The sequence below is a fragment of the Selenomonas sp. genome (assembly GCF_057272215.1).
Map to the genome: position 1 here is coordinate 287,548 of NZ_DBHIUY010000001.1, position 14,687 is coordinate 302,234.

The 14,687-nt window shown below is 56.9% G+C and carries 12 protein-coding genes; 8 read left to right on the forward strand and 4 right to left on the reverse strand.

Annotated elements, in window-relative coordinates; all coding sequences use genetic code 11:
• Positions 1 to 89: 89 nt before the first annotated feature.
• Positions 90 to 824 (reverse strand): cytochrome c biogenesis CcdA family protein, encoded by a 735-nt coding sequence (locus ACO5Z0_RS01230; protein ID WP_485648876.1) that lies wholly within the window; start codon positions 822 to 824, stop codon positions 90 to 92.
• Positions 825 to 834: 10 nt separating this feature from the next.
• Entirely contained in the window at positions 835 to 1,386 is a 552-nt protein-coding gene (locus ACO5Z0_RS01235; protein ID WP_442672277.1) for a TlpA family protein disulfide reductase, read from the reverse strand.
• Positions 1,387 to 1,650: 264 nt separating this feature from the next.
• On the opposite strand from ACO5Z0_RS01235, the gene ACO5Z0_RS01240 reads away from it, so the two are divergent.
• The 4 genes from ACO5Z0_RS01240 (at position 1,651) to ACO5Z0_RS01255 (ending at position 7,292) form a co-directional block, all read left to right on the forward strand.
• Positions 1,651 to 2,778 carry a DUF362 domain-containing protein gene (locus ACO5Z0_RS01240; RefSeq protein WP_485648877.1) on the forward strand — a complete coding sequence of 376 codons (1,128 nt, stop codon included), beginning with the start codon at positions 1,651 to 1,653 and terminating at the stop codon, positions 2,776 to 2,778.
• Positions 2,779 to 2,908: 130 nt separating this feature from the next.
• Positions 2,909 to 4,255 carry a Trk system potassium transporter TrkA gene (gene trkA / locus ACO5Z0_RS01245; protein WP_442672275.1) on the forward strand — a complete coding sequence of 449 codons (1,347 nt, stop codon included), beginning with the start codon at positions 2,909 to 2,911 and terminating at the stop codon, positions 4,253 to 4,255.
• Position 4,256: 1 nt separating this feature from the next.
• Positions 4,257 to 5,705 carry a potassium transporter TrkG gene (locus tag ACO5Z0_RS01250; protein ID WP_485648878.1) on the forward strand — a complete coding sequence of 483 codons (1,449 nt, stop codon included), beginning with the start codon at positions 4,257 to 4,259 and terminating at the stop codon, positions 5,703 to 5,705.
• 258 nt (positions 5,706 to 5,963) lie between these two features.
• Positions 5,964 to 7,292, forward strand: coding sequence for an ATP-binding protein (locus tag ACO5Z0_RS01255; RefSeq protein ID WP_485648879.1), 1,329 nt, complete (start codon positions 5,964 to 5,966; stop codon positions 7,290 to 7,292).
• Positions 7,293 to 7,298: 6 nt separating this feature from the next.
• On the opposite strand, the gene ACO5Z0_RS01260 is transcribed toward ACO5Z0_RS01255, so the two are convergent.
• Positions 7,299 to 8,471, reverse strand: a complete 1,173-nt coding sequence (locus tag ACO5Z0_RS01260; protein WP_485648880.1) for a MalY/PatB family protein — start codon at positions 8,469 to 8,471, stop codon at positions 7,299 to 7,301.
• Between the two features lie 334 nt (positions 8,472 to 8,805).
• The gene (locus tag ACO5Z0_RS01265; protein WP_485648881.1) at positions 8,806 to 10,194 is read right to left on the reverse strand and encodes a methyl-accepting chemotaxis protein; all 1,389 of its coding nucleotides are present in this window, start codon (positions 10,192 to 10,194) and stop codon (positions 8,806 to 8,808) included.
• A gap of 234 nt (positions 10,195 to 10,428) precedes the next feature.
• Here ACO5Z0_RS01265 and ACO5Z0_RS01270 point away from each other — a divergent pair, with 234 nt between their 5' ends.
• From ACO5Z0_RS01270 to ACO5Z0_RS01285, 4 genes are all read left to right on the forward strand, one after another.
• Positions 10,429 to 11,004: an N-acetylmuramoyl-L-alanine amidase family protein gene (locus ACO5Z0_RS01270; protein WP_485648882.1), complete on the forward strand. Its 576-nt coding sequence runs from the start codon at positions 10,429 to 10,431 to the stop codon at positions 11,002 to 11,004.
• Between the two features lie 235 nt (positions 11,005 to 11,239).
• On the forward strand, positions 11,240 to 12,541 hold the full coding sequence (locus ACO5Z0_RS01275) for a TolC family protein (RefSeq protein WP_442676355.1): 1,302 nt from the start codon (positions 11,240 to 11,242) through the stop codon (positions 12,539 to 12,541).
• A gap of 21 nt (positions 12,542 to 12,562) precedes the next feature.
• On the forward strand, positions 12,563 to 13,732 hold the full coding sequence (locus ACO5Z0_RS01280; RefSeq protein ID WP_442672268.1) for an efflux RND transporter periplasmic adaptor subunit: 1,170 nt from the start codon (positions 12,563 to 12,565) through the stop codon (positions 13,730 to 13,732).
• On the forward strand, positions 13,729 to 14,685 hold the full coding sequence (locus ACO5Z0_RS01285) for a hypothetical protein (protein WP_442672267.1): 957 nt from the start codon (positions 13,729 to 13,731) through the stop codon (positions 14,683 to 14,685). Before ACO5Z0_RS01280 ends, ACO5Z0_RS01285 begins: the two co-directional genes overlap by 4 nt.
• The last annotated feature ends 2 nt before the right edge of the window (positions 14,686 to 14,687 follow it).

A 14,687-nucleotide genomic window follows, 5' to 3' on the forward strand; every position in this document is an offset into this window, starting at 1 on the left:
CCTTTCCGACGCCGCTTGCGGCAGCGTCAAATTTTTTTCATGGAAAAGCATGGACGCGCGATAGGAAGCACGGATACCCTCGGCGATTCTTACAAAGAGAACGGCACGAAAGCGGAGAGCCAGCCCATAAGGCGCAGTGTCCAGCCGAACCACATCATGACGCCGAGTGCGACGAGACAAATCCCCGCCGCTTTTTGTACCGCAGGCAGGAAGCGGTAGAGGGTGCGCACACGCTTTTCAAGACGATGCCAGAGAAGCGCGAGCACGAGGAAAGGCAGGGCGAAGCCAAGCACATAGAAGCCGAGCAGCCAAAGCCCTTCGACGACGGTCGTGCGGCTCCCTGCGTAGATGAAGATCGCCGCGAGAATCGGTCCCGTGCAAGGCGTCCAGCCGACGGTGAACGACATGCCTAGGAGAAAGGAGCCGACAGCCCCTTCGGATGAGCGGTGCAGAAAGGGACGCCACTCGCGGTAGAGAAAGCGCGGACTGATAAGCCCCGAGAGGAACAGTCCCAAGAGCGCGAGCAGCAAAGCGCCGGCTTTTTCTACGAGGGCGAGGTGTCGGGCGAGAAATTGCCCGAGTACGGTCGCCGTCGCGCCGAGCGCGAGAAAGACGACAGCAAAGCCCAGGAGAAAGAAAAAGACGTTGCGAAAGAGCATACGGCCCGCGCTTTTTGCCGATGAAGCGGGGGCGGCGCCGCCTGCCGCCGTGCCGCTGGAGCCTGCGAGGATCAGCAGGAATGTCGGCAGCATCGGCAGCACGCACGGCGAAACGAAGGAAACGGCGCCGGCGAGGAACGCTGCGCCGAAAGAAATCGCTTCCAAAGAATCCCCCCTACTTCGCCGCGCGCAAGAGCGCCGTTTCCAGCTCCGCCGCCGTCGTGCCGCCGATCTTCTTCAGCAGAATCGTGCCGTCACGGTCGATGACATACGTCGTCGGGATGGCGCGGACGCGATAGATGTCCGCCGCTTCTCCGTTGAGGTCGAGGAGCACAGGCATCGTGTAGCCGTTGTCCTTGAGGAACTTGTCAACCGTATCCTTCGGCTCTTGGAGATTGATCGCATAGAATGTGACTTCGCCGTCATGCTTCTTGGCGAACTCGTTGAGTTCGGGCATCTCGGCGCGGCACGGCGGGCACCATGTAGCCCAGAAATTGATGACGTAGAGTTTCTTGTCCATAGCAGCATTGATCGCGACATCTGAGCCGTCAAATGCGGTCGCCTTAAATGCTGGCGCTGTCCCTTCGACGCCCTCCATATCCGCCGTCTGTTCCGCTTTCGCTTCCACCGAATGCGAAGCATCATCCGCCTGCAGGCCGCAGCCCGACAAGAGCATGAGCGCCATGAGCGCACCCATCAATCCCTGCATCGTTCTTTTTGCTGTCAAAATAAACGCCTCCTTAAAATGATAAGATTTAGAACCAAAGTTCCATAAAAGGTTCCAGCCATCGACCTTCTTCGGGTCGGCACACAAATTCTTCTCCAATAAATTCCATAGCACTATTCTACGGAGTAAAGTTCTCAAGGTCAAGGCAAAGCGCATGAGAATCGCAGATTTCATATACTTCTCATGTGGACTATGGTATGATAGACAGGCAGGAGCTTCTTCTGCATGGGAAATATGCCAAGAGCATGAAAAGAGGTACATATAATGGCAGAGAAAGCAAAAGTTTATTTCACCGACTTTCGTACGGAAGTTGGCACGAGTTTGACGAAGAAGCTGCAGCGGCTGTGTCTTGCGGCGGGACTCAAAACGATCGAGCTTGAGGGCCGCTTCGTCGCGATCAAGATGCACTTCGGCGAGATGGGGAATCTTGCGTTTTTGCGCCCGCAGTACGCGAAGGCTGTCGCCGATCTCGTGAAAGAGGAAAAGGGCATCCCGTTTTTGACGGACTGTAACACGCTCTATCCGGGCAGCCGCCGCCATGCGCCCGAGCATCTCGACTGCGCGAATATCAACGGCTTCAATCCGACGACGACGGGCTGTCAGATCATCATCGGCGACGGGCTGCGCGGCACGGACGAGTTGGAAGTGCCGATCAAGAACGCCATCGTATTGAAAACGGCGAAGATCGGCCGTGCTGTCATGGACGCCGATGTCTTCATCAGTCTCACGCACTTCAAAGGGCATGAGCAGACGGGCTTCGGCGGCGCGATCAAGAACATTGGCATGGGCTGCGGCAGCCGCGCGGGCAAGATGGAACAGCATTCGTCGGGCAAGGTCGGCGTACACGAGGAGCGCTGCCGCGGCTGTCGCCGCTGCGCGAAGGAATGCGGTTCGGATGCGATTTCTTATGTAGGGAATAAGGCGGTCGTCGACAAGGAGCTTTGCAAGGGCTGCGGCCGCTGCATCGGCTCGTGTACCTTCAACGCGCTCTACAACGAGGTCTGGGACGCCGCTGACATCCTCGACCGCCGCATGGCGGAGTACGCGCAGGCGGTCTGTCAGGAGCGTCCGTGCTTCCACATCAGCATCGCGCGTGACATCTCGCCGCACTGCGACTGTCATGGCGAGAACGACGCGCCGATTCTGCCCGACATCGGCATGTTCGCTTCGTTTGACCCTATCGCGCTCGATCAGGCGTGCGTCGACATGGCGCTCAAGGCGCAGCCGATCCGCAACAGCAAGCTCGGTGATCACCTCGCCAAGCCCGATTGGCATCAACATCACGACCACTTCCTCGACACGAATCCCAACGTCTGTTGGGAAGAAACGCTCGTGCATGGCGAGAAGATCGGGCTCGGCACGCGCGACTACGAGCTTATCTCGCTGAAATGATTTGCACCGCCGCGCCGAATGGGTTAAAATAAGGCAAAGGGTGCAAAAAGCCAAGGGAAGCCCGTGCAAATTCGCACGGCGGCGGCTCCCTTGGCTTTTTTGTGCATATATCTCAAAAGGAGGAATTGCCTTGCGCATTGTTATAGTCGGTGCGGGAAAGCTCGGCTACAGCATCGCCGAGCTTCTTTCCAATGAGGAGTTCGACGTCGTGCTCGTCGATCAGGATGAAGTGCGCCTGGAAGCGGCGAAAAATACGCTCGACGTGCTGACGATCACGGCGAACGGCGCCAGCCCCATCACGATGAACGATCCCGATATCCGCGCGGCGGACATCCTCATCGCCGTGACGGCGGGCGACGAGGTCAACATGGTCGCGTGCATTCTCGCGAAGAAGCACGGCATCACGCACACGGTCGCGCGCATCCGCGACATGCAGTTTCTTTCTGAGGCGAAGGAATACCTGAAGCAGAACTTCGACATCGACCTCATGCTGAACCCCGAACTCATTACGGCGCGCGAGGTCTATCGCATCCTCATGACGCCCGCCGCGCTCGACGTCGAGGACTTTGCGAGCGGCAAGGTGCGTCTTTTCGAGACGAAGGTGACGCGCCACTCGCCCTTGGCGAACATCCCTCTGAAAGATCTCGAAATGCCTAAGGCGATCCTCGCGGGCATGATCTTCCGCGACCATCGCATGATCATCCCGCACGGCGACGACTGTCTCCTGCCGCACGACAACGCCTACTTCATCGGTGATCCCACGGAGATCGAGAAGTTCAGCGAGACATTCGTGCAGCGCGACGCAAGGCGGCTCGAACACGTCATGCTCATCGGCGCGGGGCGCACGGGCCGCTTCCTCGCCAAGATGCTCGACGAGGCGGGCGTCGCTGTAAAGATCATCGACGCCAATCGCGAGCGCAGTCGCCTCGCGGCGGAAAATCTCGAAAACGGTCTTGCGATCTGCGGCGACGGCACGGACATTGACCTCTTGATGGAAGAGGGCGTCGCCGATGCTGACGCCGTCGTCTGCCTGACGGAGGACGATAAGCTGAACCTTATGCTCGCGCTTTTAGCCAAACATTTGGGGGCAAAGAAAACGGTCGTGCGCGTCGCGCGAAGCGAATACGTCGATCTCATGGAAAAGGTCGGCGTCGACATCGTTCTGCCGACGCGCCTTCTGTCCGCATCCGAAGTCCTTGCTTTCGCGCGGCGCGGCGGCGTCGTATCGGTATCACTTCTCGAAGGTGCGAAAGCGGAAGCCGTTGAGGTCATCGTGCAGGACGGCGCACCCGTCGCAGGGATTCCTCTGATGGACGCGCGATTGCCGCGCGAATGCCTCGTCTGCGCCTATGTGCGCGATGACGAAGCCGTGATACCAAACGGCGCATCGGTGCTTCTGCCCGGCGACCGAACCATTCTCTTCATCCAGACGCGCTTTGCACAGAAGGTCATGAAGTATTTCAAGGGCAAGGACTGATATGGATACGCGCATCATCGCTTTTTTGCTCGGGCGCATGGCATTTTTGGAAGGCGCGGCGCTCTTTGTCGCTTTTGGTCTCGCGATCTTCTGGGAGGACGAGCACCCGCTCTCCTTCGGCGTGCCTGCGGCGCTCTCATTCGTCCTCTGGCGCGTCTTTTCGCATCTCTCCAAGGGGCATCGCCGGACGATCAGCGTCACCGACGGCGCCGTATTCCTCTTCGCCGCATGGCTGTTGAACTCGCTTTTGGGCGCTCTGCCGTTTTTTCTCACGGGCGAGCTTTCCGCTGCTGACGCTTTCTTCGCGAGCGTTGCAGCGTTCACGACGACAGCGCTCCTCTTTACGCCGACGGGACTTCAAAGCTCGCTCGGCTTCTGGCAGATCTTTCAAGGCTGGATCGGCGGCATGTACTTCCTCTGCCTTTTGGTCACAATCATGCCGCAGGTCGGCGGTTGTTTCGGGCTGACGCTCTCGGCGCGGCAGAGCACGAACTTCAGCCCGCTCTTGCGGCGCATGAATGCGGCGGCGCGAAAGATGGCGCTTCTTTACGCCGCTCTGACGCTTCTTTCGATCGGTCTCTTCCTGCTCGCAGGCGAGGGTTTCCTGTCGAGTGTCGTGCTCGCCCTGACCTCGATCTCTACGACAGGACTTGATCCGCGCGGCATCGTGCTGAAGGGAAGCGGCGTCACGACGGAACTTGCGGCGGAAGCCGCGATGCTTCTTGCGGGCGTGAACTTCATCCTGTGGCAGCGCGCGGCGGCGCGGCGCGATGTGCGTGCGCTCTTCGCCGACGCGGAACTGCGCTTCTTCCTCCTCGTCGTATTCCTAGGCGGCGCGGCGCTCGCCCTTTATCTCGCCGTCGTCGGCGTCTACGATGTCGAAAAGAGCATTCGCATGGGATTCTTCCACGCGATCTCGTTCGCGACGACGACGGGTTTTGCCGCTGCGCCGCTTGCCGCATGGCCGACCTTTCCTCATGCCGTGCTGCTTCTCTTGGCGACGCTCGGTTCTTCGATCGGCGCCGTCGGCGGCGGCTTCAAGGCGATGCGCCTGCTCGTGCTCATCAAGATGGCAAAGGTGGAGATCCTGCGCACGATCCACCCGCGCATGATCGTCAACATCAAGGTCGACGGCAAGTCCGTGCCGCACAAACTCCACGGCAGGATCTTGAGCTTCTTCTTTCTCTATGTCGTCGTGCTGATTCTCGCGACGCTTGGCCTCGCGCTCGCGCATATCGACACCCTGCCCGCTATGGGCTTCGCCGTCGGCTGCCTGTCGGGCACGGGAACCGTTGTGACGCTCCTCTACGGCGGCAAGGACTTCCTGCTGCTGCCCGGCTGGGTCAAGGTATTTGCAGGGTTCCTCATGATCTTGGGGCGGCTCGAAATCTTCTCCTTCTTGATTTTGCTGCGGGCGGGGCTGGATCGGCTGCACAGAAGACAGTGGTGAGAAGAGCGATCTTTTTGCGAGCTGCATCCGCATGGATCGGTCGAAAAGATTTGGCAAAATGACGGGTATTTTTGAGAAAATATTTGGCTGTTTGCTGGGATTTTCTCAAAAAAGATTTAGCAGAACGACGGGTTTTTTGCTGAAAAGATTTGGCTGGCTGCTGAATCTGTGCTAGAATGGATTTGCATGGTTCCTTTAAGGGAGCTGCACGATCTCTGCAAAGCAGAGCAGTTCATGTAGACAGCGGGAGAACGACACATGTTTCGACGAAAAATCTATTCCAAACTGGCACGATGGAAAACCGAGCAGCGCGGCGCATCCGCCCTGCTGATCGAGGGACAAAGGCGTGTGGGCAAATCTACGATCGTAGAAGAATTCGCGCGGCGCGAATATAAAAGCTATATCCGGCTGGATTTTTCCCGCTGTTCGAGGGAGACGTACGACCTATTCAACGATGTTTCCGATTTGGATTATATTTTTCTGCAGCTGCAGCTGCAGAGCGGCGTACAGCTCTTTCCCCGGGAATCTGTCATCATTTTTGACGAAGTGCAGCTTTGTCCGCTGGCACGTCAAGCCATCAAGGCGCTGGTGCACGATCAAAGGTATGACTATATCGAAACGGGATCGCTCATTTCCATCCGCAAAAGTGTCAAGGACATTCTGATTCCGAGTGAAGAATATCGGCTTTCTATGTATCCGATGGATTTCGAGGAATTCCTTTGGGCGTTTGACGATGAAGCGACGGCGCCGCTGCTGCGCCGGATGTATGAGAAAAAAAGAGCGGTGGGAAGCGCTGCCCACCGCAAACTTATGCGAACCTTCCGCCTCTACATGCTGATCGGCGGTATGCCGCAGGCAGTGGCGGCATACCTTTCAGCCAAAAATTTTGTTGACGTCGATCGGATCAAGCGTGCCATCGTGGAACTTTATGAAGCTGATTTTCATAAGATCGACGGTACAGGACGCTTATCGCAGCTGTTTGCGAACATTCCTGCGCAGCTGCACCGACATGCTTCACGCTATTCACTGGCGGGCGCACTCGGACGGAATCGAACACAGGGATGGGCGCAGCTGATTGCCGAACTTTTGGATTCGCGCACCGTTTTGGCGGCGTATCATGTGAGCGAGCCGAGCGCCGGACTTTCCTTATCGAAAGACCTCGGACGGTTCAAACTCTACTTGTCCGATACGGGGCTTTTTACGACGCTCGCTTTCCGCGATCAGGAATTTACCGACAACATCATATATCAGAAGCTTTTGGGCGATCGCCTGCCGGCAAATCTCGGCTATCTCTATGAAAACATCGTTGCTCAGACGCTCGCCGCCAACGGCAGACAGCTCTATTACCATACCTTTCCCAATGAGAGGAAGACCAATCTGTATGAGATTGATTTCCTTGTACCTCGGAAAAACAAGATTTGTCCGTTGGAGGTCAAATCATCCGGCTACAAACGCCATACTTCTCTCGATGTCTTTTTCAACCGATATTCTCAGCATGTCGATGAGAAGTATCTGATCTATACGAAGGATTTGCAGCGAGAGCAGGACGTCCTTTGCCTGCCGGTCTATATGGCGCAGTTCCTCTAGAAAAGCTCACCCGAACGTGCGTGCGAGCGCCTCAAGACCCTTCGTGAGCGTCGCCTGTGGGCAGGCGATATTGATGCGCTGGAAGCCTGCGCCGCTCTTGCCGAAGATTGCGCCGTCGTCGAGCCAGAGCCGCGCTTCGTTGATGATCTTTCGGTCGAGAGCCTTCGCTTCAAGACCGTAGGCGTGGAAATCGAGCCACAAGAGGTAGGTGCCTTCCGGCTCGATGAGCTGCACCTTGGGCAGATGCTCGGCGAGGAAGCGTTTCGTGTGCGCGATGTTCTGCTCAAGGTAAGCGAGCAGTGCGTCGAGCCACGGACCGCCTTCGCTGTATGCCGCCTGCGCCGCCAAGAGACCGAAAAGGCTTGGTTCGCCGTAGCCTGTGCTGAAGACTTCCTTCTGGAATCTTTGGCGCAGGCTTTTTTCTGTGATGAAAATGTTCGAGAGCTGCAGCCCTGCGAGGTTGAATGTCTTGCTCGGCGCAGTGCAGGTGATCGTTCGCGCCGCAGTCTCGGGCGAGAGCGCGGCGAAAGGCGTGTGCTTGTGGCCAGGACGCACGAAGTCGGCATGGATCTCGTCGGCGACGACGAGGACGTCGTGTGCGAGGCAGATCGCCGCCAGACGCTCCAGCTCTTCGCGCCGCCAGACGCGCCCGACGGGATTGTGCGGGCTGCAGAGGAGAAAGAGCTTCACCTTGCGCTCCTCGATCTTCTTCTCGATGTCGTCGAAATCCATGCGATATGCGCCGTCTTCGAAGAGCAGCGTGCTTTGGGCGAGCGTGCGCCCGTTGCCCTCGACGACACTGAAAAACGGATAGTAGACGGGTTCGGTTATGAGAATGGTATCACCAGGCGCGGTAAAAGCACGCACCGCCATAGAGAGCGCAAATACGACGCCCGGCGTGATGACGAGCGCATCCTTTCCGGGCTGCCAGTCGCGGCGCGTGCTGAACCATTGTTCGAGCGCTGCATGATAGTCGTCTTTTGGACTCGAATAGCCGAATATGCCATGCTCGGCGCGTTGGCGAATGGTATCACGCACCGCCTGCGGCGCACGAAAGTCCATGTCAGCGACCCAAAACGGCAGAACGTCCTCGGGATAGCCGCGTTCTTCGGCGAAGTCGTATTTGAGGCTGTTCGTATGGCGGCGTTCGATGATTTCGTCAAAATCAAAATGATTCATGGGGAAGGCTCCTTTCAAATCCTTTGGCTGTGATCGCACATTCATGGAAAACGCGCATCTTTTCGCAAAATGAGCATGTCGGTGATTTCGTTCAAGAGGCGCTGCATTTTCCGGCGATTCCTTTATTCTGCTTTGCCGGTTCTTATTCCTGCAAAACGGAAACGCTAACCGAACAAAGATCGTCCGGTAAAGGAATATGGAAGAAACCGCAGCACAGCCCGTAAAAGTTTAGCGTATGCAAGGAAAAAGCGGCTTTGTTCCATACCTCTGCGATATATGGAACAAAGCCGCGTAAATCAGCGTACATTGTATGAAAAAGCGATGTCCTGAACATTTACATGCTCTTGAGCTGATCCAATGTGTCCAGAACGACCTTCGAAGCCTGCTCAATTTCGGGGAGCAGAGCGTGTACTTTATATTCGTTGTGATTGTTGTATGCGTCGATGGCCTCTGCGCAGAGGTTATGGAAATGCTCATGCGTTGCTTCCAGCCCCTCGAAGACCGGCGTGCCGCCGTACTTCTCTTTGCCTTGTCCGTTGTACCAGTGACCGAGACGGCAGTTGGTGTAGTCCAAGACGTCGGCGGATTTGAGCTGTACGTTGCCCAAGAGCATCTGATTGATGCGTGCGAACCAGATCAGATGGTCGGTCTTGGCGAGGTCGAGAATATCATTCGATTGAAGAGCCAGCCCGCCTTTGAGGAAGTCTGTGCGCACGGAACTCGATTCCATCAGCACATGGAAGATGCTCGTGTTGCATTCCTTCGCTTCATCTTTCGCTGTGTGCATGTTGTCGACAGCTTGGGTCAGCGACGCCGTCATCTCCTCGAAGGAAGCCGACTGTTGCTCGGCAAACGGCGCGAGTTTTTCCATAGATGTGCTGATTTCCGTGAAGGTATCGCGGATGGCGCCCGCTTGCTTTTCCGTCGCTTCGATGTTTTCCGAGTTCTTTGTGAAAGTCTCATCCATCGAGTCAAACTGACCGCCAAGGCTCTTGACTTCGTTTTGAATCGACGTGAGCTGGGCGCGAATCTCTTCGACGGATTCTTTCGACTGCACGGCGAGCTTCCTGACTTCTTCCGCGACGACAGCGAAGCCGCGTCCGTGCTCGCCGGCGCGCGCCGCTTCGATGGAGGCGTTCAAGGCGAGAAGGTTCGTTTGTTCGGAAATACCGTTGACCGTTGCGACGAGGGTGTTGATGTTCGCCGTGGAACTCGTCAGCGTATCCATGCGCTGCACCATGAGGCTGATGCTGTCGCCGACGACGCGGTTGCCCGCCGCCATCCCCATGATCGTTTCGCCCGCTGCGCCCATCGTTTCCTGCCCCGAAGTCGTCTGCTTGGCAATATCGGTTGACATGGAGGCGATGTCGTTGATCGACGCTGCCAGTCCGCGAATGACTTCCATGACTTCCTGCACACCGCTCGCGATGTCCGTCAAATTGAAAAACAGCTTGTTGAGCATAATGGAAGAGTGGATCTGCTGTGCAAGACTGCTGTTCAGTGCCAATGTGATGTGGCGCGCCTGCTGCTCTTGTTGTGAGACAAACGCCTGCAATGCTCCGGCTAAAGACTGTAGAGCCGGTGCGCTCACCAGGGGCGCCGGTGCATCGAGCTTGCCTGTAGCAAGCGTCTTTAAGTAGCGCTCCAACTTCAAAATATCGTCTGCTGACCCTGTTGAAACGGCGGGCGCCGCCGCAGCTTTTCCGTTTTGGAAGAAGCCCATGATACATCAACCTTTCTCGTGTGACTTGCGTAAACTTTCTTGATTGGAGAACTGCGCCTTGTCCTCCTTCTCAATTATGATATCGGTAGATTTCCACTTTTAGGTAAGACGATTTTGAAGATATTCTATAGGATAATTTTCCTTTATTTTGAAAAAGATATATTTTCTTCTGTTCACGCATGTATGCTGCCGAAGCGCAAAAAGCGCGGGAGCTAGAAGAAAAGGAGTGGGAAAATGCGTGTATTTTTGAATCCGGGACACGATCCTCTTTATGACAGCGGCGCGGTCAATGCCGAACTTGGGCTAAGAGAGTGCGACGTCGCCGCCGACATCGGTGCGCGGGTGAAGCTCTACCTGGAGCTTGTCGGCATGGAAGTATTTCTCATGCAGAGCGACAATCTCGCATGGGAGAGCTGCCATATTGAGCGTTGGAACGCCGCTGTAACCGATGAAGCGAACAAGTGGTGCGCCGACATTTTCATCAGTCTCCACTGCAATGCAGCGGACGGCGAGGCGCATGGCACCGAGACGCTCATTTATGCGTGCGGCGGAAGGGCAGAACGTCTCGCGCACACTATCGAGCAGCAGATCACGAGATCTCTCGGCACGACAGACCGCGGCGTCAAGGAGCGCCCTGAACTCATCGTGCTTCATGCGACCGCTATGCCCGCCGTTCTCGTCGAGATGGCGTTCATCGACCATTTGCCCGAAGCCAGACTCCTTGTGGAAAAAGCCGACGTATTCGCCAGAGCCATCGCGCGAGGCGTTACCGACTACGAGGCTGTTTTTGAAAAGCCGGATTTCAGTTGAGCCTGCTGAAGCGGGATGGAAGCAAAGCCGTCAATGGACGGAGCGGAATGGGGCTGGCGCACATGCTTTATGTGCGCCAGCCCCATTTTTTTTGCCCTATTTACAAATATAAGTCTTAAATCCTATAAATAAACGATATCATGGCGTTAGACAAAGCCCAATGTCCTATGTTATAATAGGTGTCACATATAAGGTTGGTGTCTACATAATTTCGTTGAATGAGGTCTGTATATCTATGGATATAAAACGACGTACTTTGAAATGTTTGGCGGCGTGCCTGCTTCTGAGCGGCGTGTTCAGTGCGGGGGAAGCGGCGGTGCGGCTTTCGCTGGCGGAGAGCGTGGAGCGTGCGCTGGCTTTGGATCCGACGATTGCGGCGGCGGAGGCGAGTGCGGAGGCGGCGGCTTGGCAGCTTTCGAGTGCGCGGCGTTCGGCGGGGCCGAAGATTACATGGAGTTCGCAGGCGCTGCGCTTGGGCGGCGAGGATTATGCTTCGACTGACCGACGTTTCAGCAATCGTTTGAATCTCGAAATCCCGCTCTATACGGGCGGGCAGATCGAGGGCAGCGTGCAGCAGTATCGCTCGCAGGCGGACGCGGCGGCGCTCGGTGTCGAAGGCGAGCGCCAGGCAGTGCGCTTCCGCGCGATCGAGGCGTACTACGATGTGCTGCAGAGGAAAAATCTCTTGCAGGTCGCCGAAAGCGCCGTGCGCATGGCGAGCGAACAGCTGCATTTGCTCAATATTCAATTCAACGAGGGAACGGTGGCGCGTTCGGATGTCTTAGAGATGCAGGTGCAGATGGCGGATTATGAGCAGAATCTTCTGAGCGCGCAAGGGGCGCTTGCCGTCGCTGAGACGACGCTTCGCTCTGTGCTCGGTCTTGCTGAAGATGCGGAGATCGAGCTGATCGATGCTTTTACTTACGAGCCGTATGCGTGGACGCTTTCCGACTGCATCGACTATGGGCTGCAGAACCGCCCTGACCGCACGGCGGCGGACTGTCGCATCAAGCAGGCAGAGGCGCAGAAGCGTGTCGCAGAGAGTGCGGCGCGACCGCGCGTTGCGGGCGTCTTGAGCAGGACGATTGCAGGCGATGCGCCGTTTGGCGATGATCGCAGCGAGAATTGGCAGGTGGGCGCGGAACTTTCGTGGAATGTCTTTGATAATCAAGTGACGGCGGCGAACGTCAAGGCTGCCGAAAAAGCGACGGCAAAGTTCGTTGCCGACAAGAAGGAGACCGAGCGCACGATTCGCCTTGATATACAGAAAGCGTACCGCGGCATGAAAACGGCAGAAGAGAAGATTCATACGACAGAGAAAGCCGTCGAGCAGGCGAAGCGCAACAATGTCCTCGCGGAAGTGCGCTACAAAGAGGGCGTCGATATCATGCTCAAGGTGACGGATGCGCAGGAAAAGCTCGTGCGGGCGCGGACGAATTATTATACGGCGCTCTATGAATACAATTTGAACAAGGCGGCGCTGGAGCGTGCGATGGGCGTCGCCGCTGCGCCCGTGCCGGCGGTTCATGCACAATGAGGCGATGAAGAGGAGAGTGGCATGAAGCGGATTCTTTTGATCGGACTGGCTCTGACGATGAGCCTCGTCATAGGCTTGATGATCTACGGGACATATCTGAATCATTTCGGTGAAAACAAGATTGCGCGTCAGCTCGAAGACCGCCGCATTACGCTTACGGGCGCACGCGCGACGGTGCGTATGCTGCACCCGATCCTGCGCTTCGATACGATGACGCTGCAGTCGCCCGATATGGCGGACACCGTATCTTTGATCGACGGACGCATCGCATCGATCACGGTCAAGCGAAACGACGACGTCGAAGCGGGCGAGGTTGTCTGCCGCCTGGTAAACGGCGAGTACCCGCTGAAGGTTCAGGAGATGGACAGCAATATCATGGAAGCGGAGGCGAAGCTGCAGCAGGCGAAAAACGACTATGAGCGTTACCAGCGTCTTTGGAATCAAGAGGCGGCGTCGAAGGAAAAGCTTGAGGCGATGTATACGACGTATCAAGCGCTCATCACGCGTGTCGCCGCCCTTGAGGCACAAAAGCAGCAGCTTCTCCTGCAGGAGTCGTACCAACAGGTGACGGCGCCCATTTCGGGCAAAGTCCTGCTCGTCTACCAGGCGGCGGGCGCTTTTGTCAAGGCAGGCACGCCGCTCGTTCTTGTGGGAAACAACGGCGCACTGCGTTTTTCCAAGACGGTTAAGGACTATCTGGCGCGCTGGTATCCCGTGGGGCAGAAGGTCGGCGTTTCGATCCTGCTGGAAGATTTTCAGAAAGCTTACGATACGTCGTACGGCGTCGGCAATCGCGGCGAGAAGCAGGATTTCACGGCGACGGTCGTTTCCGTCGAGCCGCCGCTTACTGAGCCTGCCGAGATGCGCCGTGTGGTTTGGAGCGTCGATAACTCGTCGGGGATTCTTGACATGAAAACGTACAAGAACGTGGAGCTTCGCTCATTTCAGGAGCATCGCGCTTTGACCGTGCCGCTGGCGGCGGTGGAAAATCCGCTGTCGGAGCATCCGCTCGTCTACGTTTGGAACGAACGGCAGGAGATCGAGATGCGCGAGGTCAGCGTCGGTGTGCAGGATAAGGAATATATCGAGATCTTAGCAGGCGTTTCGGAGGGCGATGTCGTAATCACCTCGGGCAAGGAAGGCTTGGAATCCGGCACGAAGGCTGCCGTTCAGTTGGAGGAGGGCGCATGACGAAGGAGAACAATCTGCTGTTCAGCCGTGAGGCTTTGGATAAGCTGCGCTCCCCCGACCGCTTGGATAAAATGGTCTCGGTCACATCGCCGACAGGGTGGGCGCTCTTGGCGGCGGTCGCTATTTTCATCGGCTCGATTTTGCTCTGGGCGGTGTTCGGCTCGTTTACGGTGGCGGTCGAGGGGATGGGGCTCATCATGGACGCCGCCGGCACGGTGAATGTTTCGCATATCAGCGGCGGCAAGATCGTCCATGTTTACGCGAAGTACGGTATGCCGATCGCCAAAGGCGACTTGATCGCGCAGGTCGAACAGGCGGAAAAGTCGATGGATGCGACGATGGCGCGTCAAGGTCTCGGGCTTGCGACGAGTGGGCGCGAGGCGATGAGCTATGCCTATCAGTACGATCAGAAGCGTCAGCAGCAGCTCGTCACGGAGAGTATTTACAGCGATTATGACGGCATCGTTGACGAGGTCATGGTCGACGACGGCACGGTGATCTCGGGGGGGATGCCGATCTGCCGCATTCGCTTGACGCAAGGCATTGATGAACTGACGGGCGTTTTGTATATTCCTGTTGAGAAGGGCAAGCGCGTCAAGCAGGGTATGCTCGTGCAGGTCGCGCCGAGCGGCGCCGAGGTGGCGGAGTCCGGCAGTCTCGTCGGCATCGTGCGCCAAGTGTCGCAGTACCCGCTGTCGGCGCAGGGAGCGCAGAAGTCGATTGGCAACGCATACCTCGCCCAGTGGATCGCCGAGCAGAAGAAAAGCGCCTTGATGGAGGTGCGTTTCGACCTCGTGAAAGATGAATCAAACGAATATCTCTGGACATCGGTTGTCGGCGATCGGCCAGACATCACGGCGGGCAGCTTCTGTAAAGGGTCTATCGTCATCGAACGCAAGCCGCCGATTGAGAAGGTGTTCTACAAGGTGAGCCAATGGCTGAGATCAAGGTGACG

What these genes read in the sequence shown, in the direction of transcription:
- ACO5Z0_RS01240 (WP_485648877.1), top strand. Translation starts at nt 1,651, where the DNA reads ATGGCAGAGAAAGCAAAAGTTTATTTCACCGACTTTCGTACGGAAGTT.
- ACO5Z0_RS01275 (WP_442676355.1), top strand. Translation starts at nt 11,240, where the DNA reads ATGGATATAAAACGACGTACTTTGAAATGTTTGGCGGCGTGCCTGCTT.
- ACO5Z0_RS01285 (WP_442672267.1), top strand. Translation starts at nt 13,729, where the DNA reads ATGACGAAGGAGAACAATCTGCTGTTCAGCCGTGAGGCTTTGGATAAG.
- ACO5Z0_RS01250 (WP_485648878.1), top strand. Translation starts at nt 4,257, where the DNA reads ATGGATACGCGCATCATCGCTTTTTTGCTCGGGCGCATGGCATTTTTG.
- ACO5Z0_RS01260 (WP_485648880.1), bottom strand. Translation starts at nt 8,471, where the DNA reads ATGAATCATTTTGATTTTGACGAAATCATCGAACGCCGCCATACGAAC.
- ACO5Z0_RS01255 (WP_485648879.1), top strand. Translation starts at nt 5,964, where the DNA reads ATGTTTCGACGAAAAATCTATTCCAAACTGGCACGATGGAAAACCGAG.
- ACO5Z0_RS01280 (WP_442672268.1), top strand. Translation starts at nt 12,563, where the DNA reads ATGAAGCGGATTCTTTTGATCGGACTGGCTCTGACGATGAGCCTCGTC.
- ACO5Z0_RS01265 (WP_485648881.1), bottom strand. Translation starts at nt 10,194, where the DNA reads ATGGGCTTCTTCCAAAACGGAAAAGCTGCGGCGGCGCCCGCCGTTTCA.
- ACO5Z0_RS01270 (WP_485648882.1), top strand. Translation starts at nt 10,429, where the DNA reads ATGCGTGTATTTTTGAATCCGGGACACGATCCTCTTTATGACAGCGGC.